The organism is Thalassolituus hydrocarboniclasticus (genome assembly GCF_025345565.1).
Taxonomy (GTDB): domain Bacteria; phylum Pseudomonadota; class Gammaproteobacteria; order Pseudomonadales; family Oceanobacteraceae; genus Venatoribacter; species Venatoribacter hydrocarboniclasticus.
In genome coordinates this window covers 648,034-674,697 of sequence record NZ_CP054475.1, presented here as the reverse complement: position 1 = coordinate 674,697, position 26,664 = coordinate 648,034, and the positions used below count along the sequence as shown (strand labels likewise).

Below are 26,664 nucleotides of genomic sequence, written 5' to 3'. Positions count from 1 at the left end.
GGCTGTATTTTCAGTGTAATCCGCTTCTGAGAAAGTAAACGGATTGCGGTAATGGTCATTGCCGATGCGTTAATGCTATACCTGTCACAGGACGAATGAAGGAGGCGTATATGCCCCTCACAGGCAATGCTGAGCGGCAGGCGCTGCTGGCCGCACTGGAAGCCCGCACCGGCAGTATGATCGATACTCTGCGGGCGTTATGTGAAATCAACTCCGGCAGCCGCCACCTGAGCGGCATCCGTCAGGTACAGGCTGGCCTGCATCAGCTGTTCGCGCCGCTATCCGATGCAGTGGAATACCGTGAGCTGGCGCCCCTCAGCCAGATTGCCGATAACGGCAGCCTGCTCGAATCCCCCTGCGCACCGATGCAGATCTTCCGCGCCCGCCCCGACGCCGCGCTGCAGATTCTGTTTACCGGCCACAGCGACACCGTCTTTCCGGCCAACAGCGCATTTAACCAATGCGAAATCCGCGCTAACCGCCTGCACGGCCCCGGCACCGCCGATATGAAAGGCGGACTGGTGATGCTGGCCGAAGCCCTGCGCTGGCTGCAGCAGTCACCATTAAAAGATCACTTTGGTTTTACCCTCGCCATCTCCCCCGACGAAGAAATCGGCTCGCCATCGTCTGCACCAGTATTGGCCGAACTGGCCACTCAGGCCCATGTCGGCATGACCTACGAGCCAGCGCTGGAAGACGGCACGCTGGCCGGAGCGCGCAAAGGCAGCGGCAACTTTACCCTCAGCGCCCGTGGTCACAGCACCCATGCCGGACGCGATTTCTTTTCCGGCCGCAATGCCGTGCTGGCCATTGCCGATGCCGCACGGCTACTGGCACAGCTCAGCGATCAGCAACAGGGCATTACCGTCAACATTGGCCAGATCAGCGGTGGCGGCGCGGTGAATGTGGTGCCGGATCAGTGCATCTGCCGGTTTAATGTCCGCATGGATGAAGCCTCACAGATGGCCGTGCTTGAACAACAGATGCAGCAGATCGTTCAAAAAGTGCAGGCCAGCAGTGGCTGCGAGCTGACCCTGCACGGCCACTTTAACCGCCCGCCCAAGCCGATGAACGAGCGCCAGCAGGCGCTGTTCAGCCTGCTGCATGAATGCGGTGCTGAGCTGGGTCTGGATATCCGCTGGGTTGCCACCGGCGGCTGCTGCGAGGGCAATAATCTGGCCGCCGCAGGTCTTGCCAATATAGACACCCTCGGGGTGCGCGGTGCCAATATTCATACCGAACAGGAATACGCCTGCACCGACAGTTTTGCCGAACGCGCGGCGCTGACGGTGGTCTTTATCGAAAAGCTGATTCAACAAACTCTGATTGAACGGAAGCTGTCTAACCCTGACAAGGAGAACCCTGCCTTATGCTGATTGTCCGGCCGGCCATCGCCGCTGATGTACACGACCTGCTGGAGCTGGCAGAAAAAGCCGGTGAAGGTATGACCTCACTGCCGCAGGACGAAGGCGCCCTGCTCGACCGGATTCAGCTGTCCTGTGACAGCTTCGAACGTCAGGACAAACACCGCGACGACTTCTTTTTTCTGGTAATGGAAGACAGCCGCCACAACAAGGTGGTCGGCACCGCCGGCGTACACGCCATGACCGGTGCGCGTCAGGCGTTCTATGCCTACCGTCTGATGAGCCTGACCCACCATTCCCACTCGCTGAATAAGCAGGTCCGCAGCCAGCTGCTGCACCTGACCAACGACTACACCGACTGCTCCGAAGTCGGCGCGCTGTTTCTTGACCCCGCCTACCGTGGCAACGGCCACTGGCTGGCACGCTCGCGTTATCTGCTGATGGGGCTGTTTGCCGGACGCTTTGCCGAGTCGGTTATCGCCGAGCTGCGCGGCTGGACCGACGAACAGGGCAACAGCCCGTTCTGGGATGCCATTGGCCGCCACTTTTTTCAGATGGAATTCGATGAGGCCGACACCCTGTGCGGCATCGGCTCCAATCAGTTTATTACCGAGCTGATGCCCAAATACCCGATCTATACCAGCCTGCTGCCGGAAGCAGCACAGGCCGTTATCGGCAAGCCCGCCGACGCCGGCCGGCGCGCCAAACAGCTGCTGGAGCTGGAAGGTTTCAGCTACGACCGGGTGGTGGATATCTTCGACGCCGGGCCATTGATGCGCGCCGAGCTGAGCAATATCCGCAGCGTACGCGCTATCCGCCAGCTGAGCAGTGCGCTCTGCGCCGACACCAGCGACGATGAAGACGCCGATGACAGTCAGTCACTGATCATCGCCAACCCCAGCTGGCAGCAGTTCCGCGTGATCTGTACCGAAGCGCAACTGATAGCGCAAAACGGCCAGCAGCGGCTGGCTCTGAGCGCCAGTGCTCTGGGTCATCTGGGCGTACAACCCGGCCAGCCACTGGCCTTTATCCCGGAACAGCTGGGGGCATGATGAGCCTGTTAATCAATGGCCAGTGGCTTGCGGGCGAAGGCCCGGAGTTTGAATCCTTAAACCCGGCCGACGCCACACCGCTCTGGCGTAAAGCCAGCGCCAGCGCCGCTCAGGTTGTTGCTGCCGTTGCCGCCGCCCGCACCGCCCAACCGGCCTGGGCCGCTCTGGGTTTTGAGCCGCGCCTGCAGATACTGCAGGCCTTTGCCGCACAGCTACAGCAGCAACAGGACGCTTTGGCCGGCACCATCAGCCTGGAAACCGGCAAGCCACACTGGGAAGCTCTTACCGAAGTCAGCGCCATGATCAACAAGGTTGATATCAGCATCCGCGCCTATCAGCAGCGCACCGGCAACGACAAGCCCGGTCTGCAGCATCATGCCCACGGCGTGATGGCCGTATTCGGCCCTTATAATTTTCCCGGCCACCTGCCCAATGGCCATATTGTGCCGGCGCTGCTGGCCGGTAACACCCTGGTCTTTAAACCCAGCGAAGAGACGCCGTTATGCGCCGAAAAAACCGCAGAACTGTGGCAGGCCGCCGGTCTCCCGACCGGCGTACTGAATCTGCTGCAGGGCGGGCGTGCGGTTGGCGAAGCTCTGGCGCAGCAGCCGATTGATGGCCTGCTGTTTACCGGTTCCTCAAATACCGGGCGCCTGCTGCATCAGCAGTTTGGCGGCCGTCCGGAAGTCTTACTGGCGCTGGAGATGGGTGGCAACAATCCGTTAATTGTCGATGGCAATGTGCATGCGCAACACGCCGCCGAGCTGATTGTGCGCAGCGCTTTTATCAGCGCCGGACAACGCTGCACCTGCGCCCGGCGCCTGATTCTGACGGGGACAGAAGCACAAACTGACGCCATAGTTCAGGCACTGCTGGCACTCTGTGCGCGGCTGATTCTGCAACCCCAAGGTGATGAGCAGGCGTTTTACGGGCCGGTAATCAGCGCCCGCGCGCAGCAGCAATTACTGGCCGCGCAACAACAGTTAATCAGCCTCGGCGGTAAAGCATTACTGAGTATGAGCGCCATTGGCAGCGCCGGTTTTTTACTGTCGCCAGGGCTGATCGATATGACCGGTGCGCAGCCCGCGCCGGATGAAGAATGGTTCGGCCCGCTGCTGCAGCTGTACCGCACGACCCGCTTTGACGACGCTATGCAGCTGGCCAACAACAGCCGCTTTGGTCTGGCCGCCGGTTTAATCAGCGATGATCCACAACAGCAGGAGCTGTTCCGCGCGCAGATCCGCGCCGGGGTTATCAGCATCAACGCACCGACCGCCGGAGCCTCCAGCGCGCTGCCGTTCGGCGGTATCGGTGCCAGCGGCAACCACCGCCCCAGCGCCTTCTATGCCGCCGATTACTGCGCCTGGCCACAGGCCATCAGCACAGGTCCGTTAACCCGCGATTACGTTTCCCCTTCAGGTACAGGTTTCCGTCCATGAACACCCAGACTGCCCAGACTGCCCAGACTGCTCAGGAACAACAGGAACAGGAACAACAGGCTCAACAGACCGTGCAGGAAGTTAACTTTGACGGGCTGATCGGCCCGACTCACCATTACGGCGGCCTTGCCAGCGGTAACCTGGCCTCCAGCCGTAATGCCCTGAGCCGTTCCAGTCCGAAACAGGCGGCATTACAGGGGCTGGAGAAAATGCGCACGCTGCTGAACATGGGTTATCCACAGGGCTTTATGCCACCGCAGATGCGCCCCGATCTGAGCGTGCTGCGCCGCCTGGGCTTCAGCGGCAGCGATCACCAGCTGCTGAACCGCGCTGCGAAAGAAGCTCCGGCGCTGTTGTCGATGGTGTATTCCGCCTCCTCCATGTGGGCCGCCAATGCCGCTACCGTCACACCATCCGCCGACAGCAACGACGGCCGGGTGCACTTTACCCCGGCCAACCTGCTCACCACCGCCCACCGCGCCATCGAACATGAACAGACCTTCGTTACTTTAAATGCCATGTTCCCTGATAAAGAACGCTTTGCTGTGCATCCGGCGTTACCGGCGATTCACCGCTTTGCCGACGAAGGTGCGGCCAACCACACCCGCCTGAGTGCTGATTATCAGAGCCCGGGGGTGGGCTTATTTGTGTATGGCCGTGATACCAATACCGACCTCGCCGCCCTGACCTTTCCGGCACGCCAGAGCCGTGAAGCCTGCGAAGCCATCGCCCGCCAGCACGGTCTGCGCCATGCCGTTTTTTTACAGCAGAGCCGCCATGCGATTAATGCCGGTGCGTTTCATAACGATGTAGTGGCTGTGGGGAATGGGCCGCTGATGTTTTTTCATGAGCAGGCTTACGAAGACAAAGCACGCGACCGCGCCTTCGGTGAATTAAATCAGTGGCTGCCACTGCAAAGTCTGTGCGTACCGGCCAGCAAAGTCAGCCTCAGTGACGCCATCAGCAGTTATTTATTTAACAGCCAGTTGCTGGCCGCCATGAACGCTGACGGCAGCGCCGATATGAATAACATGTGTTTAATTGCCCCTTCAGAATGCGCCGATAATCAGGCCGTAAAAACCTATCTGAATGAACTGCTGACCGATCACAGCCAGCCTATCCGTCAGGTGCAGTTTGTCGATGTACGCCAGAGTATGAGTAACGGCGGCGGCCCGGCCTGCTTACGTTTGCGGGTGATATTAACGGCCCGCGAACGGGCGGCGGTAAATCCGGCCTTTATGCTCAGCGACGAAAAAATCAATAGCTTACAGGATTGGGTAAAACGCCATTACCGCGACGAATTAGTGCCTGCGGATCTGGCCGACCCGGCCCTGTTTGATGAATCACGGAATGCTCTGGATGAGCTGACGCAGATGCTCGGACTGGGAAGTTTTTATGGTTTTCAGCAAGCATAAAAAACGCTGAAAATAACTGGCGCGGCTATGAATATGCCGCGCAGATTTAAACGCTCACTTACCTGTTAACAGCTTCGGGTCGAGCAGACGCTCCAGCTCTTCCCGGCTTAAATCGGTATGTTCCAGTGCTACATCAATCACCGGGCGGTTTTCTTTATACGCCTGTTTGGCGATTTCGGCGGCTTTTAAATAACCGATTACCGGATTTAATGCGGTTACCAGAATCGGGTTACGTGCCAGCGCTTTATTCAGATTATCTTCGTTTACCTTAAAACCGCTGATGGCGTTATCGGCCAGTAAACGACTGACATTGGCCAGCAGGCTCAGACTTTCACACAAATTACGCGCCACCAGCGGCAGCATAACATTTAACTCGAAATTACCGGACTGACCGGCAATGGTAATCGCGCTGTCGTTACCGATCACCTGCGCACAGACCATCGCCACAGCTTCCGGAATTACCGGATTTACTTTGCCCGGCATAATAGACGAGCCGGGTTGCAGTGCCGGTAATTCAATTTCGCCCAATCCGGCTAACGGCCCGGAATTCATCCAGCGTAAATCATTGGCGACTTTCATTAATGAAACCGCACAGGTTTTTAACTGGCCCGACAAGGCCACGGCAATATCCTGGGTCGCGATATGAGTAAAGGGATTGTCTGCCGGGGTAAAAATCATGCCGGTTAATACCGATAATTCGGCACAGAACGCACCGGCAAACTGTGCATGGGCATTCACCCCGGTACCGATGGCGGTACCGCCCTGTGCCAGTGACTGAATCGCCGGCTGCTGCATTTTTAAGGCGTGAATATTCTGCGCAATCTGTGTAGCCCAGCTGTTCAGACTCTGATCCATACGCAACGGCATGGCATCCATTAAATGGGTGCGACCGGTTTTAACAATATGCGCAAGGCTCACGGCTTTGCGTTCGATACTTTGCTGCAGATGCTCCAGCGCCGGTAATAATTGCTGCTGCAACAATAAAGCGGCACTGATATGAATCGCCGAGGGAATACTGTCGTTACTGCTCTGTCCGGCATTAACGTGATCGTTCGGGCTGACCGTTTTCTGCAATGCGCGGGCGGCCAGCGTGGCCAGCACTTCGTTGGCATTCATATTGGAGCTGGTGCCGGAACCGGTCTGAAATACGTCCAGCGGAAAGTGCTGCATCATGTCAGGACTCTGCAGCAGCGACTGCACCGCCTGCTCAATGGCGACGGCGATATCCTGATCCAGCTCACCCAGCTTACTGTTGGCGCGCGCTGCGGCAGCTTTTACCAGCAACAGTGCACGGATAAATGGCTCGGGCAGAGTCTGACCACTGACCGGAAAATTATTGATCGCCCGCTGGGTCTGGGCACCGTAGAGAGCATCAGCCGGTACCTGTAACTCGCCCATGCTGTCGCGTTCGCTGCGGAAGTCACTCATGCTGTATTCCTCTGTCATTAATACGGTCTGTATCCTTTGACCATAAAGAAGCAGAGCCTGTTCGGCCAATACTGATTGGTTATCAGCCCGATAAGAATAACGCTGAGCCGCGTTGCCATACCTACAGAACAATCAGTCCCACAGAACAATCAGGGCCGTAACACATCCTGCCGCCAGTGCTCCGCGGTAAAGTTGCTCCGCGGTAAAATGACGGCGACGGGTGTGGAAAAACGCAGCCCCGACCTGACAGCCGGCTGTCAGCGCCAGCATCGGTGGCCGTGACACCGGCAATCATGAGATTGTTGCAGCATCTGTCCAGCGAATTTTCAGCCAGTTATTTCTCGTTCCTACGCTCTGCGTGGGAATGTAACTGTGCCAGCAAGGGCTACCACGCAGAGCGTGGGAGCCAGGTGAATCCGTAAAAAACACCTCATAACCCGCTTTAATTTGCATTTATTTTCGCTGGCCTTTATCAACAACTTTGCGTAACCACAGGTTGTGCCCGGTAACCTCCGGTAACGGCTGCGATAAAAAAACAGGAAACTTGTTACGCCTTTGTAGCCACACTGCCGATTGTCATAAAACCTTCATATTTCCCGCCTAAAAGCTGCACCTGTAACTTCTATTCTTTCCTCGGACTTTCTGAACTCTTTTAAATACGGGTACCTACATGCGAATCCGCCACCGTTTGATTCTGATGGCTGCACTGCCGGCATTGCTGGCCAGTATTATGTTTTTTTATGTCTGGATGCAGATGCCTGTGGTGGTGAATAACGCCACCCGTTTATTTGAGCAACGCATGCAGCCGGTGTGGCTGCTGAGTGGCATCAGCCGCGCTTATGCCGCTAATGTGGTGGATGTTGCTCATCAGAGCCGCGCGCAGATGCTGTTATGGGATGACGCAGGCCAGCGGCTGCAGCAGGCACGTGAGCAGATCGAAAACAACTGGCAGCAATATCTGAACAGCGGCCTGACCAATACCGAACAGGAAGCCATCAGCCGGCAAGCCGGTGCTTACGACAAAGCACTGGCGGTAATTACCCGGCTGCAGCAGTTTGTTGCCGAACGCGAGTCGTACAGCATGGGCGGTTATATCGATATGGATATGTACCCACAACTGGCGCCCATGCTACAGCTGACCGATCAACTGATCAGCCTGCAAAGTGAACTGGCCGCTGCCGGACAACAACAGGCGCTGAGCGACACCCGCGCCACCATCCGCACCATCGCGCTGATGGCGGTGGTAACCATCAGCGCAATGCTGGCGCTGGGCTGGTTTGGTTACCGTCGTATTCTTAACCCGTTACGGACCATCCGTAACCATGTGATTGCCATCGAACAGAGTAAAGACCTGAGCCGCCGTACCGGCATAAGCAGTAAAGACGAGCTGGGCGAACTGGCCGCGGCCTTCGATAAAATGCTGAGCACTATGGCATCAACCCTGGGCGGTATGCACAGCAACGGTCAGCATCTCAGCCGTGCTGCCGGAACCTTGCTGCAGCTGGCACAGGAAACCGGCGAGGTTGCACAGCAGCAGGTGCAGGAAGCCACTACCAACGGTCAGCAGATGGAACAGGTGGCAGCCGCCGCCGAAGAGGTCCGCAATGTCGCGCAAAGCGCAGAGCAGGCCACGCTTGAGGCAGCATCCAGAGTTGATGACGGCAGTAATACGGTACAGCAGCTGGTCAGCACCATTGCCCGCTCCAGCGAACAAATCCGGCAGGCCGCTGATAACGCCGAGTCACTGCGTCGTCATTCGGAAAATATCGGCAGCGTGCTGGATGTGATCAACAGCATTGCTGAGCAGACCAACCTGCTGGCGCTGAACGCCGCAATTGAGGCGGCCCGTGCCGGTGAACAGGGGCGTGGTTTTGCCGTGGTCGCCGATGAAGTACGCACACTGGCCAGCCGTACCTCGGCCTCTACCCGTGAGATTCAGCAACTGGTGGACGACCTGCAACAGGGCGCTAACCACACCGCCAGCGGGCTGAATACCGTAAACCGCTTAAGTGAGGAGATGGTGAATCATGCGCAGCATGCCGGGACGGCCCTGAACGCGATTCAGCAATCGGTCGAGGCTATGCGCCAGACCAGCGAGAGCGTATCGCGCCTCAGTGGCGAACAATTGCAGTTGAGTCAGAGTATTCAGAGCCGCGGCGAACTGGCCACAGAACAATCACGCCACACAGAAGAAAAAGCCAGCGAGACCAAGCAGCTCAGTCATGAACTGGCGGGGCTGGCCGAGCAACAGCGTCAGGCGTTGCTGGTTTTTAATGTCGGATTCGATATGGAATACGAATCCTGCTGCAACGACGGCAGTTCAGCCTAATTGCTGATTGTTCTGCTGCAACCAGTTCTATAGTCTTAGGACTCCACTCTTTGGCAAAGGCGTTGTGCGGCCCGGCTGACAGCGTCTTTGTTCTGTTTTTTTCGGTACCTTTCCCGTTTCGTTATCAAGCATTTCTGCGTTAATTGCCCGCCGGTAACCAGTTATCTTCCGGCTTAAAAGAGTCCTGCATAATGTCCGGATGTTCCTGCTGCAGCTTGAGGGCCATTTCTTCAATTTTGCGGATTTTTTCCCGCGCAAAGGCGACCTCTTCTTCACTGATACCGCCGGCTTCGGCCTGATCAATATACTGCTGAATCAAAGCAGTTTTCTGTTTGCTGGCCTCGACAAAGGCGCGGAACATACGTTTTTCCTGACGCTGCTCGTAAGCCAGATACTGTTCTTCATCGGCCAGCTCTTCAGCCGTCGGCATTTCCCGCGGACGCGAAGGTGACAGTTTCGGCGCACGCGGGTCACCGTTAATTCGCGCCGCCTGCATACTGGCAATGGCATCGCTGTTCAGGCGTGGCAGCCAGGCATCCAGCTCGCTGTTATCCAGATCATGGATGGCGTTGTCTGCATTTTTTGCACTGGCAGAATCCGGTGCAGCCGGTACCTGCAATGGCGGCACAACGGTTGGCGTGTAAGCTGGCTCCTCTGTCTGCGGCGCAGCATTGTTTTCACCCACCAGCACATCCACCTGACGCAGCGACAATAAAGCCGCGAGCAGACCAGCGGCTACCAGCAGCGATAGGATTATGATTTTGGCCTTCATCGGTGTTTTCAGCTCTGTGGTTGCAGACGACGATTAAGGTGAATATCGGCATCGTTGCGCAATTTTTTCTGCAGCGCCTGCATCTCCTGCTGCAAAGCTGCCCGTGCCAGTTCATGCGAAAGCTCATACCGCACGCCTTCATCACTCAGCGGTAAATAGCCATCCACCCGCTCATCCACCCAGAGAATTTCGTACACAACATCGCCTTCGTTCTGCGGACTGCGGAATGCAGGCGACACCTGCCCGGCGGGCTGCACAAAAGCTACCGAGTGCAGCCAGGTGCGGTCTTTTTCACCACGTTTAAGCCAGCCCAGCTCACCGCCTTTATCTTTATCAGCGGCAATGGAATAGCGCTTTACTGCATCGGCAAAGGACAGGCCGCCGCGGATTTCGGCGACGATGGCATCGGCCTGCGCCTGATCAGCGACGCGGATATGCCGCACTTTGGCACGCTCGACCACGCGAAAATCGTCTTTATGTTCGTTATAGCCGGCCTGTAATTCGGCGTCGGTAATTCTGGCCGCCCGTGCACGCAGGGCCGGATTATCATCATGAATATCCATATTAATCCCCATGCTGGCCTGCAGGCGTGAACGTTGTTCCTGATTAAGGATTACCTGTTGCAGTGCCTGCCAGTCTGCCTTACTGAGCTGCTTTTTCGCCCAGTTCAGAACATACAGACCACCGACGTATAACCGTGTCTGCTGCTGTAAATAATCAAGATTGCCGCTCTGCAACGCCAGGCGGCCCTGCACATTCTGACGCTGATAAATATCCAGCAGACTGACTTTACCGCCTTCCGCCAGTTCCGTGTTCAGCACGGCAAAACCGGCAGCTGCGGTTTTCTGTTCCGGGGTCAGATCAATGGTCAGCCCTGGCTGTAATTTAATCAGCGCATTCAGGCGTTCCACATTCAGTTCAGGATTCCACTGCACCAGACTGGAAAAGTTTTTTCCCGGTAAGGCATTTACGCTGGCAACAATCTGCTCATTGAAATAACCGCGCAATAAAGCGACCAACCGGTTATGACGTTCAACGCTGGCGGCAAAAGCCACGCGGTTTTCCGGATTCAGCTGCCCGGCTGTCAGGTGCGTGCGGGCGTATTCCGCCATTAAGGCGTCATCGAGTAACTGTTGCAGAATGGTTTGCAGGGTCAGGGTTTTACCGCTGGCCTGCGCGGCTTTCTGCTGTTTATGCAGAAAAATATCCAGCAGGGTTCGGCTCAGGGTCAGATCTCCAACACGGGCAATCTGCTCTTCATCTTCCAGACTGTACTGAATACCTGCCGATGTCTGGGCAGGCAACAGAAAAGACAGCATAACGGCAAAGAATACGGCGTAGTTTTTCATGGCTTCGTTACAGATCCGGTGGCGGTGTTAACTGGAATAATGACCGGTATGAATGACAAAGTCTTTTCCGGGCAAAAAAAAGCAGGATGATCCTCACGCAAATCATCCTGCAAACACCTGAAATAAATTTCAGAGTGGGGCCTTCACAACGGCGCTCTGATAATCCATGCCTGAGCAGCCTTTGTGACCTTGGACAGCAACACCCTGATCAGGCGTCGCTGCCGCTATCCTTTAAAAACGATTCGCAGCGTGGTTCAGTACATGTACCGTCATAGCGATGGCGTGTGGAATCACAACCTTGGCAACCTGAGTACGATCAGCAGAAGAAGTACTGCTCAGTACAATACCGCCCTGGCTGTAAGAGATCGCACCACCCTGAGTCAGCAGAGGACGAATATCTTTCTGGTTAGCCGGAACCGGAGTGAAAGTATTCAGGGCTGAAGTCACCAGCGTATCGTTATTCAGATCCAGTGCGGTGTAGTTGTCTTCTACCCAGCCTTCCCAACCTGAGTGGTTCAGGTCAGAGGTCGTCCAGGTGTGATGCGGCTGCAGCAGGTCTGTGGTGTGCAGGGTAAAGCCCAGCATCTGTGCCGTTGGGTTTTTCCAGAATTCGTTGTACCAGTGCTGGCCGAGGTTATCGATCGGCTGGAACGGGATTTTTTCGAAGTCGGCATACATGCCTTTATTGGAACTGCTGCCCTGACGGTAGTTGGCTTCGGTAATACCGTAGCTGTTGTATTCAGAATCTTCAGAGCAGGACCAGAAGAAGCACCAGCCGGTCATACCGCCTTTGCCGTCATCCAGGTGATCGCCCACCAGCCAGGTAGCGGCCAGATTATCCACAGCACCCCAGACGGTCAGCAGATCGTAGTTATAACCACCCAGGTCATTACCATGAGCATCACCACCGCGGGTGTGGTTCTGGAAGTGCCAGTAAGAGGTGTATTTCACGATGGAAGCACCTGCGCCCCATACCGGTGCTTCAACACAGTCACCGGTTACCGCACCACAGATAAAGGTGTCAGCAAAATCATCCACATCGTAGGCACCCTGCCCCAGAACTTCAGCAAACTGTTCCATGCTGTAACCGGCAGCCTGTGCTGCGGCAGCCAGCTTGTTGTATTCGGTGGTATCCGGATGCGCGGCCATATAGCTGATAGCATCTTTTACAATGCGCTTATGGGTTGGCTGGGTAAATGCTTCGGCATTCATTGCGCCGATGGTCAGGGCTGCGCTTACAGAGAGGGCCAGAGTGTGTTTCATAGTGATTCGCCTGTGTGTTTTTGGTCTTACTAAACTCGCACAGCATTGTGAATACCGCGTTGCGCTGCGGTGACGACTCTGGGTCAGAACAATGAATAACGAGCGTATTTTTTTATTTTTTAAAACCGTCACGACGACCGTGATGCAGCTAAGACTAATAACTGAGAATGGCCGCCGACAATACGTCGGCTGGCACTTGGCCTGAATGGGCACAGATTAATTTCAAACTGTCCCGAACGGTGAATACGGCGACTTTTTTGGACCATCAATAATATTAGATATATTAATTACTATAATATTTTACTGATTGGTCTGACCATATTTAAAGGAACAAAAATCCGGATTATCAAAGGATTACCAGAATTCAGGAAATAATTAAAAACTCAGAAAGACTGGAACCTGTGGTTGAAAACATGCGCTGTTCTGACAATCGCATACAGGACAATCCGACCTGCTAACAAGCACATCAGCACAGCGGTCTGACACAACATGGCACTGCACCGAACAACACCGCCGCACAACACAGCTCCGACGCTATTAAGAAGATCTTTAATTAAAATAATGATGCAACCACTGAGACAGTATTTTTATCATTGTCAGCGACTGATACCATATCGGACAGACAGACGCCCGGCGTTATAAACATCAGACCGGCCATTACCGGACTTTTTCTGCAGGATGCCACTATGAAATTACCCCTGAGTTTTATCGTTCTGACCACGCTGAGTTCATTCAGCAATGCCTTTGAAGTTGGCCGCGATACCTGGACCAACGCCATGACCACAGCCCTGCCTGATGCGTTTTGTCAGCCGCAACAGTTCTTCCGTCAGTGTTTTGATATCAGCGAAGCGCAGTGTGTGGAGACAGCAACCAAAGTCACCGGTCAGTGTCTGCAGCAGTTTTCAGCGCAGTTTCCACAGGTATTTAAGCAACCGGATGACGGTACTTACTGGGGAACCAAAGTTGGTGAGTGTGCCGGCGAGGCCTATCAGACAACGCTGAGCAAAGAGTTTAAAAATACCGCTAAATGCAATGACGTAAACCAGTGGATGTGATCTGGACTACGAAGGTAAATACTCAGCCTAGCAAAGCGCTAGTCGGGAACGACGCTTAACGCGCTGCCGCGCGGCCCGAAGGGTGGCCGCCACGGACGGAGGACATAAAAAAACCCGCTTGCGCGGGTTTTTTATTGGGCTGGTAAATAAACGCCAGGCGCTTAGTTTACCTTGGCGTTCAGTTCGCCACTGGCGTAACGCTGGAACATGTTGTCCAGAGAGATCGGTTTGATCTTAGAGGCGTTACCGGCAGTACCGAAGGCTTCGTAACGGGCGATACAGATATCGCGCATTGCAGTCACGGTTTGGGCGAAGAATTTACGCGGATCGAACTCGCTTGGGTGCTCAGCCATCATGCGACGCATCGCACCGGTAGAGGCCAGACGCAGGTCGGTATCGATGTTTACTTTACGCACACCGTACTTGATGCCTTCGACGATTTCTTCAACCGGTACACCGTAGGTTTCTTTAATGTCGCCGCCGTACTGGTTAATGATTGCCAGCCACTCCTGTGGCACAGAAGAAGAACCGTGCATAACCAGGTGAGTGTTCGGAATGCGCTTGTGGATTTCCTTGATGCGGTCAATCGCCAGGATATCCCCTGTTGGTGGCTTGGTGAACTTGTAGGCGCCGTGGCTGGTGCCGATGGCAATCGCCAGAGCATCCACCTGAGTACGCTTCACAAAGTCAGCGGCTTCTTCCGGATCGGTCAGCATCTGGCTGTGATCCAGTACGCCTTCGGCACCGATGCCGTCTTCTTCACCGGCCATACCGGTTTCCAGAGAACCCAGACACCCCAGCTCGCCTTCTACCGATACACCACAGGCGTGCGCCATATCGACGGTGCGCTTGGTCACGTCAACGTTGTATTCGTAAGAAGTCGGGGTCTTGCCGTCTTCACCCAGAGAACCGTCCATCATCACTGAGCTGAAGCCCAGCTGGATAGAACGCTGACACACATCCGGCGAGGTACCGTGATCCTGGTGCATACACACAGGAATATGCGGAAACTCTTCGATCGCGGCCAGAATCAGGTGACGCAGGAAAGGCGCGCCTGCGTATTTGCGGGCACCGGCAGACGCCTGAACAATCACCGGAGAGTCGGTCTTGTCGGCGGCTTCCATAATGGCGCGCATCTGTTCCAGGTTGTTCACATTAAATGCCGGTACGCCGTAGCCGAATTCGGCGGCGTGATCCAGCATCTGACGCATGCTGATTAATGCCATGTCAAAATACCTTAACTGTGGAAATTGGCTGGCCGCTATTCTAGCGGCTTAGGCAGCAGATAGAAACGGCTATCGGCCGCTGTCTGCATCCTCGCCCGTCATCCTGCGGATCATGGCCTGTTCACGCTCAGCCTGAGCTGCGGCAAACTGCTCCAGCGCCGCCGCCAGTGGTTGCCAGCGCTCTGCTGGCCAGAGTTGCTGCAGAAAAACGGCTTCGTTGCAGGCGGAAAATTCCCGCGCGGTGACAAAGAAATCCTCTGTGGTCTGCAGCAGCGAAGAAGAGAGAAGAGAATCCTGCAGACGGCGGCACAGGTTGAGATAGAAAGCGACGATAAGCTGATCGGCCTGTTCGTAATCCAGCTCCTCGATTTGGGCATTGATACGGTCAAACAACGCATCATGCTCACCATGCAGGCGGATGCCGTCAAAATCATCCTCGGTAAAGAGTTCGCAATCCGGAGCATTCAGCCATAACAGCGGATAGTCATCCTCTTCCTGCGTGATTTCATGCGGCTGAATCAGCGCGATGGTGGGCGGTAACGGCCCCTGGTCTGAGTATTCGAACAGGAAACAGCCAACGGTATTGGCAACCGGTGCCGCCTGCAGATCCGCCAGAATCTTATCGTGCAGAACTGAACTGGCCTGCTCCAGCATGTCCGTCAATGACAGCGTTTCGTGCGAACGGTCATAGACAATGCTGTTCTGCGTCAGATTGCGGATGATCTCAACCTCGCCCGTGCTGCTGAACTCAACCAGGCTTTCCATATAAGGCGTCAGCTCCGGTGCAACACCGAGCTCTGGCATGCGGGCAGAACGCTCAACAATGCGCACACCGGCCTCACTCCACTCATAATCACCGACCTTTAAACCGTATTCACGGGCGGTAATAAACGTGACAGGGTAGCCCTCGGCATCTTTTTTCAGAAACTCAATAACAATGGGTTTTACTTCGGCGCCATTGCGATAAATCTGCTGGCGGCAGGACCAGTCACCGAGCTGATAAAACGCCGTGTCATAACTGACGTCGTCGCCAATCAGATATTTGGTCGCATGCAACTGCCGGCCCTGCAGTGCAACAACAATGATGCCATCGGCCGTGGTATCCATCTCATCGACCGACGGATAAATCGTACAGCGCTCAGGCGGCATATGCTGCAGATACTGCACAAAGGGCTCTAAGGAAAAGAAGTCCAGACTGGCAAAGCCCACCTGATACTCACCGGACATCAGTTCATCCAGCGATAAATCAGCAAAATGTTCCGGCGCTACCGTGCTGAATAATTCAGCAATCTGCTTGAGAGGATTCATCCCTGGACTCCGTTAGTTACTCGCCGGTATCGGCGCTGTTATAACCACTGCTGCGATCCAGATTACGCAGCATATTTTTTTCTTCCGCCGATAACGCCTGCGACCAGGAACCCGGCTGGCCACCACTGCCACGTACAGTGCGCAGATATTCCAGATGGCGGGCCATCAGACGGCGCTGCACGAAGACATCATCCACCCGGTCATTGCGGTAATAACGGCAGGGCTCATAAGCACCTTCATGTAAGCAGATACCATCACCATGGCGCAGACCTTCAGCAAAGCCACCATCGTAAACAATGCGGTTATTTTCCAGCCATTTTCCCTGTACCAAACGACCATCCGTTACACGTCCGCGAAATTCATTACCCTCTGTGTTCCGGGCAATACCCTCCCCCTGTGCCACACCCTGCGGACACTCACCGCTGATCCAGAACCAGTCCGGCTCCTGCAGTGCACACTGGCTGCTGGCCTGTAACTCTGCCCGTATCTGTTGCAGGCGACCGGCCAGCGCCTGCTGTGCTTTATTGCGGAATATATTGTCCGGCTCGGCAGCCAGAAACGCCTGATAATCAGCGGGCTCATTGGCACGGTGTACGGCCTGCCAGCTCAGAACATCCCGGTCGTAAACCGCGAAGGCTTCCAGGGCATCGTTCAGCCCACAGATTTTTGCCAGATCACGGGCAGTGATACCGGCAGACGCACGATCCCGGCCATTTGGACAAGCCACCGGCCGACGGCTGAGACGGGTTTCATCAGCACCATCGATTAAGGCTGAGAAAATGGCTTTTGAATCAGACAAAACCGCCTGATGAAGGTTGTTACCAGCCTCGCTGGTTACTTTTTTGGCAGGTTGCTGGGCACAGCCGGCCACAACACCAGCTCCCATAACCAATAAGAGGCATAAAAGAATGCTGCGCATACTCTTCCCTGAATATATGAATGTGAAAATGAAACAGGGCTGCCCATGGCAGCCCTGATCTGACTTACTTGGCGCGTTCTTCCAGAATCGCAACCGCAGGCAGTACTTTGCCTTCTACGAACTCCAGGAAAGCGCCGCCACCGGTCGAGATGTAAGACACTTTATCGGCAATTTCATATTTATCAACAGCGGCCAGAGTGTCACCACCGCCGGCAATAGAGAAGGCATCAGATTCGGCAATCGCCAGTGACAGGGCTTTGGTGCCTTCACCGAACTGGTCGAATTCGAACACGCCCACCGGGCCGTTCCAGATAATGGTTTTGGCGCTCTTCAGTTGTTCGGCCAGTGCTTTGGCGGAATCCGGACCGATATCGAAGATCATATCGTCGGCTTCTACCGCATCGGCGCTTTTCAGTGTCGCGGCTGCTGATTCGGAGAATTCTTTACCGCACACCACGTCGGTTGGCAGCGGAATAGAGACTTTTTCCATCAGCTTTTTCGCTGCCGGAATCAGGTCTTCTTCACACAGGGATTTGCCCACCGGCTTGCCCGCTGCGGCCAGGAAAGTATTGGCGATACCACCACCAACGATGATCTGATCACAGATATCGGACAGGCTTTCCAGCACTTCCAGTTTGGTCGACACTTTTGAACCACCAACGATGGCCACCAGCGGACGCGCCGGAGTCGCCAGGGCTTTGCCCAGTGCGTCCAGTTCAGCCGCCAGCAACGGGCCGGCACAGGCAACCGGCGCAAACTTGGCCACACCGTGAGTAGACGCCTGAGCGCGGTGAGCGGTACCAAAGGCATCCATCACGAACACATCACACAGCGCTGCATACGCCTGCGCCAGTTCGTCGGCGTCTTTTTTCTCGCCTTTGTTAAAGCGCACGTTTTCCAGCAGCACCACTTCGCCAGCGGCGACTTCAACGCCTTCGCGGAAATCTTTAATGACGTTAACATCACGGCCAAGCAGGCCAGCCAGGTGGGCAGCAACCGGCTTGATGGACGATTCTTCGTCGTACACGCCTTCTTCCGGACGACCCAGGTGGGACATAACAATCACCTTGGCACCGGCATCCAAAGCCAGCTGAATGGTTGGCAGCGACGCACGGATACGCGCATCGGATGTGACCTTGCCATTCTTAACCGGAACGTTCAGGTCTTCACGGATCAGAACGCGCTTACCGCTCAGATCCAGATCGGCCATTTTCAATACAGTCATGATAACCCCACTCACAATATCCAGTAGCTGATGCGCCCGCAGAGCCGGCTCAGCGTGTAAGGCTTACGCGCTGAACCGGCTCTGCGGGCGATAAAAAAATTTGGGGCGCGATTATAGCAGCAAGCAACCGCCGGCCCTAGTCCTGCGCGCGCAGCATCTGGTTCTTCCCGCTGCGGGAGCGATGGGTACAAAGTCCTCTGAGACAGGAGCATGGTGACTACTGGCCTGCCCTGAAAACTGACGTTCAGCAAGCCGGATTCAGATAGTGTGAACGGGTCCTTATCGCCAAGGTAGTTATTGATAGAGGTTGCAGCTAGAATCTGCGGTCTTCATTCGGCTCAACCCGGAGCGAGCCGAAGTGACAATTCCAGGACTGTTAATAAAGGAAGACCCCATGTTCAAATCCTGCTTACGCCTCAGCAGCCTGCTGCTGGCAACCTCACTGGCTTTGCCTGCTGCTGCACTGGAAATCAAAGTGCTGAGCGCCGTGGTTAAAGACGAAAAAATCGCCGATGCCAAAATCACCTGGCAGCGCAACGGTGAAAGCTCGGTACGCACCACATCGACGGCCAACGGTATCGCCAGCGCCAGCAGCACTCTGGCCGACGATAACGATACCACCATGATTATTGACAAGGCCGGTTACTCCACACTGGTTGTGAAGTGCCCGTGTGATGGCTTTACCTACGCCCTGTCACCGGTAATGCAGAACCTCGATGGTCTGCGCGTGGTACTGACCTGGGGTAGCACACCATCCGATCTGGACTCTCACCTGACCTACCCGGCGAATCACGTGTACTACGTGAAGAAACAGGGCCGTGATGCCAATCTGGATGTGGATGACACCGACAGCTACGGTCCGGAAACCATCACCATCGAACAGAAGCACGACGGCGAACGCTACGTTTACGCCGTGCACGATTACACCAACCGCAACAGCAAAACCTCCGCCGCACTGGGTAACAGCAGCGCCCGCGTGCAGGTTTATGTTGGCCAGACGCTGATCCGTACCTATAACGTAAAACCACAGCAGACCGCCTCCAGCTGGGTGGTGTTCGGCATCGATGAAAACGGCGCCTTCCACGATATTGATCAGTACCTGAGCCTGAACCGTGAAGGTCTGGCCTCGCACCTGAACAGCCTGATCAGCGCGGAATCCTTCGAGAGCCACTCACTGATCACCGACGCCATCAAAAAAGAAGCCAAGCGGATTAATACCCGTGGCGAAAAACTCTATGGCGAGAAGAAACTGGAAGAAGCTATGTACGCCTTCCAGGATGCCGTTAACCTTTACCCAAGCTTTGGCCAGGCCTACAGCAACCTGGGTCTGACCTATCAGAAGCTGGACCGTACCGCCGAAGCACTGTGGGCTAACCGCAAAGCGATTGAACTGGCATCCGGTAAAAATAAAGATCGGGTACAGGCCAGCAGTTACTACAACATTGCCCGTATTTATGAAGCCAGTGGCCGCTGGCAGGATGCGCTGGACAACTTCCGCAAAGCCAAGTCGCTGCGTGAGCACAGCGCTTACGACAGTGGCATCACACGGATGCAGGAAAAACTGAACCAGCAATAAGCAGTACGATTAAAAATACCCCGCGTCAGCGGGGTTTTTTATTCCCTTTATCCAAAGTTACTCCGCATCGTCAAAGGATATTCCATGCGTTTCATTTTCCCGCTGTTACTGGGCCTGATCATCAGCCCGCTCACTCAGGCCGCAGGCCCCGCTAAAGTCGCCACGCTGGAGCGCAGCCTGTGGCCACAACCGTTAACCAGCGCCGTGGCGTTTGACCGTGCCTCCGCCGCCGAAATTCTGACCTTCGCCCGCTTGCTGGAAGCCACGCCGCTGAACAACGAAGCCGACATCAAAGCCTTCACCGCCGTCGATAAGCCCGATGCCGCCAGCGTGCAGCGCTGGCTGGAGAAAACCCGGCAGCGGCTGCAGGCTAACTACGCACAGGCCTGTGGTCAGTGTGCCGCGTCCGCCAGCTGGGCGGCATTAACCGCCGTCAGCCAACGGCCCGTTACCGGGAAGTATCAGAATTGGGCCAAAGCCAGTGAAGCATTTCACTTACGTTACCTGTATGAGCAGGTGCGTCTGGCGGCACTGTTCCCGCGTATTACCAGTGAAATTCACACCTTTAATCAGCACGAAGTGGATGGTTTTGAATTACCCGACCGGCAGTTTCTGCTGAGCTATGATGATGGCCCGGCACCCGACCGCTTAAAGGATGGCGTTAAAGTAAACGGTACTGAGCAGCTGGTTAAAGCACTGGAAAATGCCGGTATGCATGCACAGTTTTTCGCCCTGGGCGAACGCATTAAACAGCAGAAAGCACCTGAAGATTTTTACGCCAGCCAGTGTCTGGGCTCCCACGGCGAAGTCCATAAAAGCCACCAGAAATGGGACGGCTGGGCCGACTCCATCAGCACCACGCGCAGCCGTCTGAATGATTACCAGCCGGGCCCTTACTGGTTCCGTCCGCCTTACGGCCAGCGCAGCGAAGCTCTGACCGCGGCACTAAAGCAGGCAGGTGAAGGCGTGATGCTGTGGAATATCGACAGCCAGGACTGGAACCGTAAACTAAGCGATAAAGACGTTGAAGACCGGGTAATAACCCTGATGTTATTGTGGCGTCGCGGTATTATTCTGTACCACGATATTCACCCGCGGGCGCTGGCGAATTTAGCCGCACTGCAGACCCTACAGCAACAGGCCGGACTGAACTGGCGCGACTGCCGCAGCCTGCAGCCAACCGCCATAAACCTCTGACAATGCAATAACCGGCAGGAATACAATTTTGGACAGCGGACTCTACCTGATTTTTCTGGCAACCACGGTTATGTTAATCATGGTGCCCGGCCCTTCTGCCATCACCGCAGCCAGTCAGGGTGCCAGCCACCCGCAAGGCAAAGCCTTTTTTGGCGTGCTGGGCATCGCCTGCGCTGATGTGTTGTATTTTTCGCTGTCCGCCACCGGTATTGCCTCGTTAATTATTGCCTCGGCCACACTGTTCGCCCTGATTAAATGGGTTGGCGTTGCCTACCTGTTCTATCTGGGGCTGAGTGCCATATTCAGCGACGCCGGGCCCATTAATCTCAGCCGTGAGCAAAAGACGAGCAGACCCGGCAAGCTGTTTTATCAGGGATTAATCGTACAGCTCGCCAACCCCAAGGCACTGCTCTATTTTTCTGCGCTGCTGCCGCAGTTTATTGATCCGGCAGAACCTGTGCTGCTGCAGCTATTGATTATGGGGGCTTCCTGCCTGCTCGCCGACCTGCTGGTGTACAGCGCATTCAGCTATATGGGCAATCATCTGGCACGCAAGCAGCTCAAAGCCTGGGTGGTTAATGCGATTAATAAAACCGCAGGTTTAACCCTGATTGCGACCGGAGTCAGAATCGCGATGATGGAGGCTAAGAATTAATCGCTCCCGGATAGCGAAGATAAAAAAACCTGCCAAAACACACTGCTGTCCCATAGTTTTTAATCAGCACCATAGCTGGCAAAAACAGCATTTTTTAACATCAAGGCCTGCTGCCTCCCAGGGGAACTTATCCCCTTGCCGGCGGGCCGACCCCAGCTTCGCGCTTTCTGGGCCGTCACCCTTGAAACCTTGATACTTACTGGCCGCGCGTCTCATCGGCCATCCATGGCCGGAGCCGCTTGTCCGTATCCCTGCGGACAGACCAGACATATCAGCGGTTTCTGCGGCGGCCCCAGAGGCGCAGAAAACCGTCACCTCGCTGCTGCGTTTCAGAGCAAGCAGTTTGTATGCAATTTCATGTCGCAAACGCTGTTCAGTTGAAATACGGCTGAGCGGGTTACTGTAATCGGCGATCGTGCGGCGCCAGACAACCAGATGATTCTGCGGCCTTCAGAGCAAAACCCTGCCCCGGAACGATACAAATTATTGGTATTTTAAAACGTCGTTCCGGGGCGAATTGTTTTGCGTGCCGCATAATCATTGCAGTTGGCTGGATGAAGCCGGACGCGCCGAAAAGAGAGGATCGTAAGGAGATACCTCTCCTTACAGGGGGCCAGGGGCTTGCCCCGGAAAGGCGTTTCAGATTGAAAAACAGTAGTCGATGAATGCTGCGGTTTGGAGTGACATGAAGTCACTCCAAACTGTGGGACCGCAGTTGCTAAAGCAGACTTTTATGGGTATTTATCAGCCTTCTCTGCTGATGTATTTATGCCGGTTAACCCTTAATTCCATCAAGCGGAATAAGCCGATCAACACAGCGGACATAATCAGGTACATCATGCCGGCGGCGAAGAAAATTTCCAGCGGCGTATAGGTACGGGCAATAATCGTGCGCGCCATACCGGTAATATCCAGCAGGGTAATGGTCGAGGCCAGCGCACTGCTTTTCAGCATTAACAGAAATTCGTTGCTGTAAGCCGGCAGTACAATACCCAGCGCTCTTGGCAGAATAATACGGCGGATTTTGGTCAGCCGGTTCATGCCCAGCGCGTCGGCGACTTCAATTTCGCCATGGGGAATTGCCTGAATGGCACCACGGATTAATTCTGCGCTGTAAGCCGAGGTATTCATGGTGAAAGCAATAATGGCGCACCAGTAAGGTTCTTTCAGAATCGGCCAGAGGAACGAGTCTTTCACCGCATCAAACTGTGAAGCACCGTAATAAATCAGGAATATCTGTACCAGCAGTGGCGTGCCACGGAAGAAAAAGATATAGCCATAGGCCAGACCTTTAAGCAGCGGCTGTGTTGACGCGCGCATTAACGCCAGAGGCACCGCCATCAGAATACCGAACAGGCCGGATAAACCGACCAGCTCTAATGTCAGCCAGGCGCCTTCCAGCAGGCGTGGGAAATACTCCCAGATTACAGACCAGTCCCAGTTCATGCCCGTCGCCCACGCAGTTCAGGTTTACTCAGACGCTCAAGAATTTCGGTCACCAGCGTCGCCAACAGGGTCAGCGCCAGATACAGAATGGCGGCTGCCAGATAAAAATCAAAAGGATGTTTGGTTGCCGCAGAACCCACACTGGCCTGACGCATTAATTCATTCAGACCAATCACCGATACCAGTGCGGTATCTTTCAGCAGTACCTGAAATAAATTGCCCAGTCCGGGAATGGCCAGACGCCACACCTGTGGAAAAATAATGCGGAAGAAGGTTTGCCCGCGGCTCATGCCCATCGACTGTGCCGACTCCCACTGCCCCTTGGGTACTTCCAGCATCGCCATACGAAATACTTCCGTGGCGTAAGCACCAAAGGCAATAGCCAGAGCTGCAACACCGGCAGCAAAAGCGCCTACTTCGATGTATTCGTCATAACCAAAAAAGCTGGCGCCCCACATCAGCAGCTGAGCGCCGCCGTAATACAGGGTTAATACCAGCAATAATTCCGGCACGCCGCGCACCAGCGTGGTGTACAGCGTGGCCGGAATACGCAGAAACGGTGAAGGCGACAGCTTGGCGGCCGCCCCGAGTAAGCCGATCACCAGTCCGATGGCTAAGCTGGCCAGTGCCAGCTGAATGGTCATCAGCGCTCCGCTGAGTAACAGATGGCCAAAGCCCTGTAAATCCATCAGCATGCAGCGTCGTCCTGGTGTGTCATATCGTTCATCGGCTTACCTCTGAGCAGCGTTCGCTCAGTAAATATCAAACGGGAAATATTTAGCGTTAATTTCTTTGTAGGTGCCGTTGGCAACAATGGCATCCAGCGCTTTATTCAGACGTTCCTGCAGTTTGTCGCCTTTACGCACCGCGATACCGATTTTGTCATCGATATCCAGATCGGCACCTTTAAATTCGAAATTCGCGCCGTCTTTGCTTTGCAGCCAGTCATAGGCCGGGAATTTATCTGAAAGGATGGCATCGATACGGCCAGCAGCCAGATCGAGGTAAGCGTTATCCTGAGTGTCGTACAGTTTTACATTCACCACGTCGCTGTATTTATCTTCCAGCGTCTGGCCGGAAATCGTCGCGCGCTGCGCTCCAACGCTGAGGCCTTTCAGTCCGTCCATGCTGGTGTCCAGAGCTTTGCCCTTGGCAGCCACAAACGCCAGGCTGTTGGTGTAGTACTTATTGGTAAAATTCACCACGCGCAGACGTTCTTTGGTGATCGACATGGAGGCAATAATGGCGTCGTACTTACGTGCCATCAGACCCGGAATAATGCCATCCCAGTCCTGCGCCACGATTTCGCACTCGGCTTTCATTTCGGCACACAGGGCTTTGGCGATATCGATATCAAAACCGACCAGGTTGCCATTGGCATCGATCATATTGAACGGTGCGTAAGCCCCTTCAGATGCGATGCGGATTTTTTCAGCAGAAGCGAATGGCGACAGCATAACGCTGGCTGCCAGGCACAGGGTGGCAACGAATTTTTGCATGGTGTTAATCCTCAGCAATAGATAATAAAGCAGACCAATCAGGCCTGATGACTCGCCATAAAATCGCGTACGCGCTGGGATTCGGGGTTATCGAATACCTTTTCCGGCGAGCCTGTTTCTTCAATCTGTCCCTGATGCAGGAAAACCACAGAGCTGGACACTTCACGCGCAAAGCGCATTTCGTGAGTTACGATCAGCATAGTCCGGCCTTCTTCGGCCAGTTCGCGCATCACCGCCAGCACCTCGTTGACCAGCTCAGGGTCCAGGGCAGATGTCGGCTCATCAAACAGCAATACCTGCGGATCCATTGCCAGTGTACGGGCAATGGCCACACGCTGTTGCTGCCCACCGGAAAGATGTCCCGGATAGGCGTCCTGTTTGTCAGCCAGACCGACCTTGCGCAGCAATTCCTGTGCCCGTGCAACGGCAACATCACGCGGCACTTTTAATACGTGCACCGGTGCTTCGATCAGGTTCTGCAGGATGGTCATATGTGGCCAGAGGTTGAACTGCTGGAAGACAAAGCCCAGACGTGAACGCAGGCGTTCGAGCTGGCGCTTGTCCTGCGCTTTCAGTTCACCGTTTTTGTCCGGAATCAGTGCCAGCTGTTCATTGCCAATAATGATCTCGCCCTGATTCGGGCGTTCCAGCAGGTTAATGCAGCGCAGCAGCGTGCTTTTACCGGAGCCACTGGAGCCGAGAATCGAGATAACGTCACCCTTCTGCGCGGTCAGGCTGACGCCTTTCAGCACTTCAAGATTACCGTAGCATTTGTGGATGTTGATCAGCTCAAGAGCAGCGTTGGAGTTCTTCATATACAGGGCTTGGCGCGCACAAACGGACAAGGGCGCGAACATTACACATTGGCAGGATGAAGACAACCTTCACGCAAGCTTAGCGCCAATTTCTGACCGGAAAGTCCACTTTGAGTCACGAATTGGTGCAAAAAAGTGTGACAACAACGCTGCAGGTATGAAATCCAGCGGATGGGCGCATTGTCTTACGGTAAGACCAATTGGCGGCAAACGACGCTGCAGACCGGATGGAAATAAGACTCCCGACGCACCAATTCAGGGCGCGCACGGCTATAGTCCTGCCTTGTAACAAGGCAAAAAAAGCGCCGCCCGGAAACCGGGCGGCGCTTTGTGTTTGAACAGCAGGGCTTATTCGGGAGCCTTATTCGGCAGCAATCTGAGCTGGCACCAGCTGCAGGAAGTCACGGTACAGATCGGCAGCTTCTGACGCGACTTCCACCATCGGCATATGACCGATGCCGTTAAAGATATGGGTCTTCAGCTGCGGAACGCCCGCTTCCCACACCGATACCGAGCTCACATGCAGTAAGCGGTCTTTATCACCCCACCAGAGCATGGCCGGTGCTTTCAGGTCAGCCAGTTTTTCTTCGAGGTAATCGCTGGAGTGGAAATCGGCGAAGATTTTTTCCAGCTCGCTGCGGCGCTCAATGTATTTATCCGACATGGCTTCCAGCACCATTCCCGGCAGGAATGGCGGCTGCGCCATGGTCATCGCATAGAAGCTGTCGAACTCTGCACGGTTATGAATCAGGAAAGGGTTATGGCCCTGATTCAGCATTTTGAACATATCGCTCGGCTCCGGCGACATCACCCCGGCCGGGTCAACCATAGTGGCCGACAGCGTACGCTGCGGATAAGCAATGGCGAAGGTGGCGGTTAAAAAACCACCCATCGAATTACCAATAACGTGTGCCTGAGCGATATCCAGTTTATCCAGCAACGCCGCCAGACGTTTGGCCTGAGCCGGCATACTGTAATCCCAGCTGGCATCAAAACCGGTATCACCATGACCGGCCATATCCGGAATAATCACCTGATAGTCGTCGACAAAATGCCTGGCGAAGCGTGGCCATACATCTTTATCGGCGCTGTAACCATGCAGCATCACAATGGCGGGCTTGCCCGGATTATTATTGCTGTACAACGCCAGTTCCATATCGCCGATATCCACCGCGCTTTGCTCAAAGCCGTACAGTGACGCTTCAAGATCGGTGACGTTTGCATACAGCCAATGGCCGACACGACCATAAGCGCCGTTAAGCATGCCAACCACCAGAGCCAGCACCAGCGGCAGAATTAACAGACTGATTTTTTTCATAACCTTACCTTGTC

The 26,664-nt window shown here is 54.9% G+C and carries 22 protein-coding genes; 9 read left to right on the top strand and 13 right to left on the bottom strand.

Annotated elements, in window-relative coordinates:
* Window positions 1-110 precede the first annotated feature (110 nt).
* Genes HUF19_RS02865 through astB form a run of 4 tightly spaced genes read left to right on the top strand, consistent with a single transcriptional unit; the run spans window position 111 to window position 5,270 of the window.
* Entirely contained in the window at window positions 111-1,376 is a 1,266-nt protein-coding gene (locus HUF19_RS02865; protein WP_260998405.1) for a hydrolase, read from the top strand.
* Window positions 1,370-2,416 carry an arginine N-succinyltransferase gene (locus tag HUF19_RS02860; protein WP_260998404.1) on the top strand — a complete coding sequence of 349 codons (1,047 nt, stop codon included), beginning with the start codon at window positions 1,370-1,372 and terminating at the stop codon, window positions 2,414-2,416. Before HUF19_RS02865 ends, HUF19_RS02860 begins: the two co-directional genes overlap by 7 nt.
* A complete protein-coding gene (gene astD, locus HUF19_RS02855) occupies window positions 2,413-3,855 on the top strand; it encodes a succinylglutamate-semialdehyde dehydrogenase (RefSeq protein WP_260998403.1) in 1,443 nt (480 codons plus the stop codon). Before HUF19_RS02860 ends, astD begins: the two co-directional genes overlap by 4 nt.
* On the top strand, window positions 3,852-5,270 hold the full coding sequence (gene astB / locus HUF19_RS02850) for an N-succinylarginine dihydrolase (protein WP_260998402.1): 1,419 nt from the start codon (window positions 3,852-3,854) through the stop codon (window positions 5,268-5,270). Before astD ends, astB begins: the two co-directional genes overlap by 4 nt.
* A 54-nt stretch (window positions 5,271-5,324) precedes the next feature.
* On the opposite strand, the gene HUF19_RS02845 is transcribed toward astB, so the two are convergent.
* Window positions 5,325-6,698, bottom strand: coding sequence for a class II fumarate hydratase (locus tag HUF19_RS02845; protein WP_260998401.1), 1,374 nt, complete (start codon window positions 6,696-6,698; stop codon window positions 5,325-5,327).
* A 670-nt stretch (window positions 6,699-7,368) separates the two neighbouring features.
* On the opposite strand from HUF19_RS02845, the gene HUF19_RS02840 reads away from it, so the two are divergent.
* A complete protein-coding gene (locus tag HUF19_RS02840; RefSeq protein WP_260998400.1) occupies window positions 7,369-9,027 on the top strand; it encodes a methyl-accepting chemotaxis protein in 1,659 nt (552 codons plus the stop codon).
* 139 nt (window positions 9,028-9,166) lie between these two features.
* On the opposite strand, the gene HUF19_RS02835 is transcribed toward HUF19_RS02840, so the two are convergent.
* From HUF19_RS02835 to HUF19_RS02825, 3 genes are all read right to left on the bottom strand, one after another.
* Window positions 9,167-9,799, bottom strand: coding sequence for a hypothetical protein (locus tag HUF19_RS02835; protein WP_260998399.1), 633 nt, complete (start codon window positions 9,797-9,799; stop codon window positions 9,167-9,169).
* Between the two features lie 8 nt (window positions 9,800-9,807).
* Window positions 9,808-11,148, bottom strand: coding sequence for a peptidylprolyl isomerase (locus HUF19_RS02830; RefSeq protein ID WP_260998398.1), 1,341 nt, complete (start codon window positions 11,146-11,148; stop codon window positions 9,808-9,810).
* A gap of 231 nt (window positions 11,149-11,379) precedes the next feature.
* Window positions 11,380-12,411 (bottom strand): phospholipase C/P1 nuclease family protein, encoded by a 1,032-nt coding sequence (locus HUF19_RS02825; protein ID WP_260998397.1) that lies wholly within the window; start codon window positions 12,409-12,411, stop codon window positions 11,380-11,382.
* Between the two features lie 686 nt (window positions 12,412-13,097).
* On the opposite strand from HUF19_RS02825, the gene HUF19_RS02820 reads away from it, so the two are divergent.
* Window positions 13,098-13,466: a hypothetical protein gene (locus HUF19_RS02820; RefSeq protein WP_260998396.1), complete on the top strand. Its 369-nt coding sequence runs from the start codon at window positions 13,098-13,100 to the stop codon at window positions 13,464-13,466.
* Window positions 13,467-13,627: 161 nt separating this feature from the next.
* Here the strand turns inward: HUF19_RS02820 and fba are convergent, their stop codons facing one another.
* The 4 genes from fba to HUF19_RS02800 all read right to left on the bottom strand — a co-directional run bounded on the left by fba (window position 13,628) and on the right by HUF19_RS02800 (window position 18,144).
* Window positions 13,628-14,692 (bottom strand): class II fructose-bisphosphate aldolase, encoded by a 1,065-nt coding sequence (fba, locus tag HUF19_RS02815; protein WP_145469937.1) that lies wholly within the window; start codon window positions 14,690-14,692, stop codon window positions 13,628-13,630.
* A 69-nt stretch (window positions 14,693-14,761) separates the two neighbouring features.
* The gene (locus HUF19_RS02810; protein WP_260998395.1) at window positions 14,762-16,000 is read right to left on the bottom strand and encodes a hypothetical protein; all 1,239 of its coding nucleotides are present in this window, start codon (window positions 15,998-16,000) and stop codon (window positions 14,762-14,764) included.
* A 16-nt stretch (window positions 16,001-16,016) separates the two neighbouring features.
* Complete coding sequence (locus HUF19_RS02805) at window positions 16,017-16,919, bottom strand: MORN repeat-containing protein (protein WP_260998394.1); 903 nt, start codon at window positions 16,917-16,919, stop codon at window positions 16,017-16,019.
* A 64-nt stretch (window positions 16,920-16,983) separates the two neighbouring features.
* Window positions 16,984-18,144 carry a phosphoglycerate kinase gene (locus tag HUF19_RS02800; protein ID WP_230332580.1) on the bottom strand — a complete coding sequence of 387 codons (1,161 nt, stop codon included), beginning with the start codon at window positions 18,142-18,144 and terminating at the stop codon, window positions 16,984-16,986.
* A 394-nt stretch (window positions 18,145-18,538) separates the two neighbouring features.
* On the opposite strand from HUF19_RS02800, the gene HUF19_RS02795 reads away from it, so the two are divergent.
* The 3 genes from HUF19_RS02795 (at window position 18,539) to HUF19_RS02785 (ending at window position 21,572) form a co-directional block, all read left to right on the top strand.
* Window positions 18,539-19,720, top strand: a complete 1,182-nt coding sequence (locus tag HUF19_RS02795; protein ID WP_260998393.1) for a YfaP family protein — start codon at window positions 18,539-18,541, stop codon at window positions 19,718-19,720.
* Window positions 19,721-19,804: 84 nt separating this feature from the next.
* The gene (locus HUF19_RS02790) at window positions 19,805-20,917 is read left to right on the top strand and encodes a polysaccharide deacetylase family protein (RefSeq protein ID WP_260998392.1); all 1,113 of its coding nucleotides are present in this window, start codon (window positions 19,805-19,807) and stop codon (window positions 20,915-20,917) included.
* Window positions 20,918-20,945: 28 nt separating this feature from the next.
* A complete protein-coding gene (locus HUF19_RS02785; RefSeq protein ID WP_260998391.1) occupies window positions 20,946-21,572 on the top strand; it encodes a LysE family translocator in 627 nt (208 codons plus the stop codon).
* Between the two features lie 744 nt (window positions 21,573-22,316).
* On the opposite strand, the gene HUF19_RS02780 is transcribed toward HUF19_RS02785, so the two are convergent.
* From HUF19_RS02780 to HUF19_RS02760, 5 genes are all read right to left on the bottom strand, one after another.
* Window positions 22,317-23,018, bottom strand: a complete 702-nt coding sequence (locus HUF19_RS02780) for an ABC transporter permease (RefSeq protein ID WP_260998390.1) — start codon at window positions 23,016-23,018, stop codon at window positions 22,317-22,319.
* Entirely contained in the window at window positions 23,015-23,713 is a 699-nt protein-coding gene (locus HUF19_RS02775) for an ABC transporter permease (RefSeq protein WP_225692059.1), read from the bottom strand. Before HUF19_RS02775 ends, HUF19_RS02780 begins: the two co-directional genes overlap by 4 nt.
* A gap of 57 nt (window positions 23,714-23,770) precedes the next feature.
* Window positions 23,771-24,517 (bottom strand): ABC transporter substrate-binding protein, encoded by a 747-nt coding sequence (locus HUF19_RS02770; protein ID WP_145469945.1) that lies wholly within the window; start codon window positions 24,515-24,517, stop codon window positions 23,771-23,773.
* A gap of 38 nt (window positions 24,518-24,555) precedes the next feature.
* Window positions 24,556-25,332, bottom strand: a complete 777-nt coding sequence (locus HUF19_RS02765; RefSeq protein WP_145469946.1) for an ABC transporter ATP-binding protein — start codon at window positions 25,330-25,332, stop codon at window positions 24,556-24,558.
* Window positions 25,333-25,693: 361 nt separating this feature from the next.
* Window positions 25,694-26,650 carry an alpha/beta fold hydrolase gene (locus tag HUF19_RS02760; RefSeq protein WP_260998389.1) on the bottom strand — a complete coding sequence of 319 codons (957 nt, stop codon included), beginning with the start codon at window positions 26,648-26,650 and terminating at the stop codon, window positions 25,694-25,696.
* Window positions 26,651-26,664: the final 14 nt, after the last annotated feature.

Coding starts and splice junctions, on each gene's coding strand:
- HUF19_RS02865 (WP_260998405.1), top strand. CDS start 111: ATGCCCCTCACAGGCAATGCTGAGCGGCAGGCGCTGCTGGCCGCACTG.
- HUF19_RS02860 (WP_260998404.1), top strand. CDS start 1,370: ATGCTGATTGTCCGGCCGGCCATCGCCGCTGATGTACACGACCTGCTG.
- astD (WP_260998403.1), top strand. CDS start 2,413: ATGATGAGCCTGTTAATCAATGGCCAGTGGCTTGCGGGCGAAGGCCCG.
- astB (WP_260998402.1), top strand. CDS start 3,852: ATGAACACCCAGACTGCCCAGACTGCCCAGACTGCTCAGGAACAACAG.
- HUF19_RS02845 (WP_260998401.1), bottom strand. CDS start 6,698: ATGAGTGACTTCCGCAGCGAACGCGACAGCATGGGCGAGTTACAGGTA.
- HUF19_RS02840 (WP_260998400.1), top strand. CDS start 7,369: ATGCGAATCCGCCACCGTTTGATTCTGATGGCTGCACTGCCGGCATTG.
- HUF19_RS02835 (WP_260998399.1), bottom strand. CDS start 9,799: ATGAAGGCCAAAATCATAATCCTATCGCTGCTGGTAGCCGCTGGTCTG.
- HUF19_RS02830 (WP_260998398.1), bottom strand. CDS start 11,148: ATGAAAAACTACGCCGTATTCTTTGCCGTTATGCTGTCTTTTCTGTTG.
- HUF19_RS02825 (WP_260998397.1), bottom strand. CDS start 12,411: ATGAAACACACTCTGGCCCTCTCTGTAAGCGCAGCCCTGACCATCGGC.
- HUF19_RS02820 (WP_260998396.1), top strand. CDS start 13,098: ATGAAATTACCCCTGAGTTTTATCGTTCTGACCACGCTGAGTTCATTC.
- fba (WP_145469937.1), bottom strand. CDS start 14,692: ATGGCATTAATCAGCATGCGTCAGATGCTGGATCACGCCGCCGAATTC.
- HUF19_RS02810 (WP_260998395.1), bottom strand. CDS start 16,000: ATGAATCCTCTCAAGCAGATTGCTGAATTATTCAGCACGGTAGCGCCG.
- HUF19_RS02805 (WP_260998394.1), bottom strand. CDS start 16,919: ATGCGCAGCATTCTTTTATGCCTCTTATTGGTTATGGGAGCTGGTGTT.
- HUF19_RS02800 (WP_230332580.1), bottom strand. CDS start 18,144: ATGACTGTATTGAAAATGGCCGATCTGGATCTGAGCGGTAAGCGCGTT.
- HUF19_RS02795 (WP_260998393.1), top strand. CDS start 18,539: ATGTTCAAATCCTGCTTACGCCTCAGCAGCCTGCTGCTGGCAACCTCA.
- HUF19_RS02790 (WP_260998392.1), top strand. CDS start 19,805: ATGCGTTTCATTTTCCCGCTGTTACTGGGCCTGATCATCAGCCCGCTC.
- HUF19_RS02780 (WP_260998390.1), bottom strand. CDS start 23,018: ATGAACTGGGACTGGTCTGTAATCTGGGAGTATTTCCCACGCCTGCTG.
- HUF19_RS02775 (WP_225692059.1), bottom strand. CDS start 23,713: ATGCTGATGGATTTACAGGGCTTTGGCCATCTGTTACTCAGCGGAGCG.
- HUF19_RS02770 (WP_145469945.1), bottom strand. CDS start 24,517: ATGCAAAAATTCGTTGCCACCCTGTGCCTGGCAGCCAGCGTTATGCTG.
- HUF19_RS02765 (WP_145469946.1), bottom strand. CDS start 25,332: ATGAAGAACTCCAACGCTGCTCTTGAGCTGATCAACATCCACAAATGC.
- HUF19_RS02760 (WP_260998389.1), bottom strand. CDS start 26,650: ATGAAAAAAATCAGTCTGTTAATTCTGCCGCTGGTGCTGGCTCTGGTG.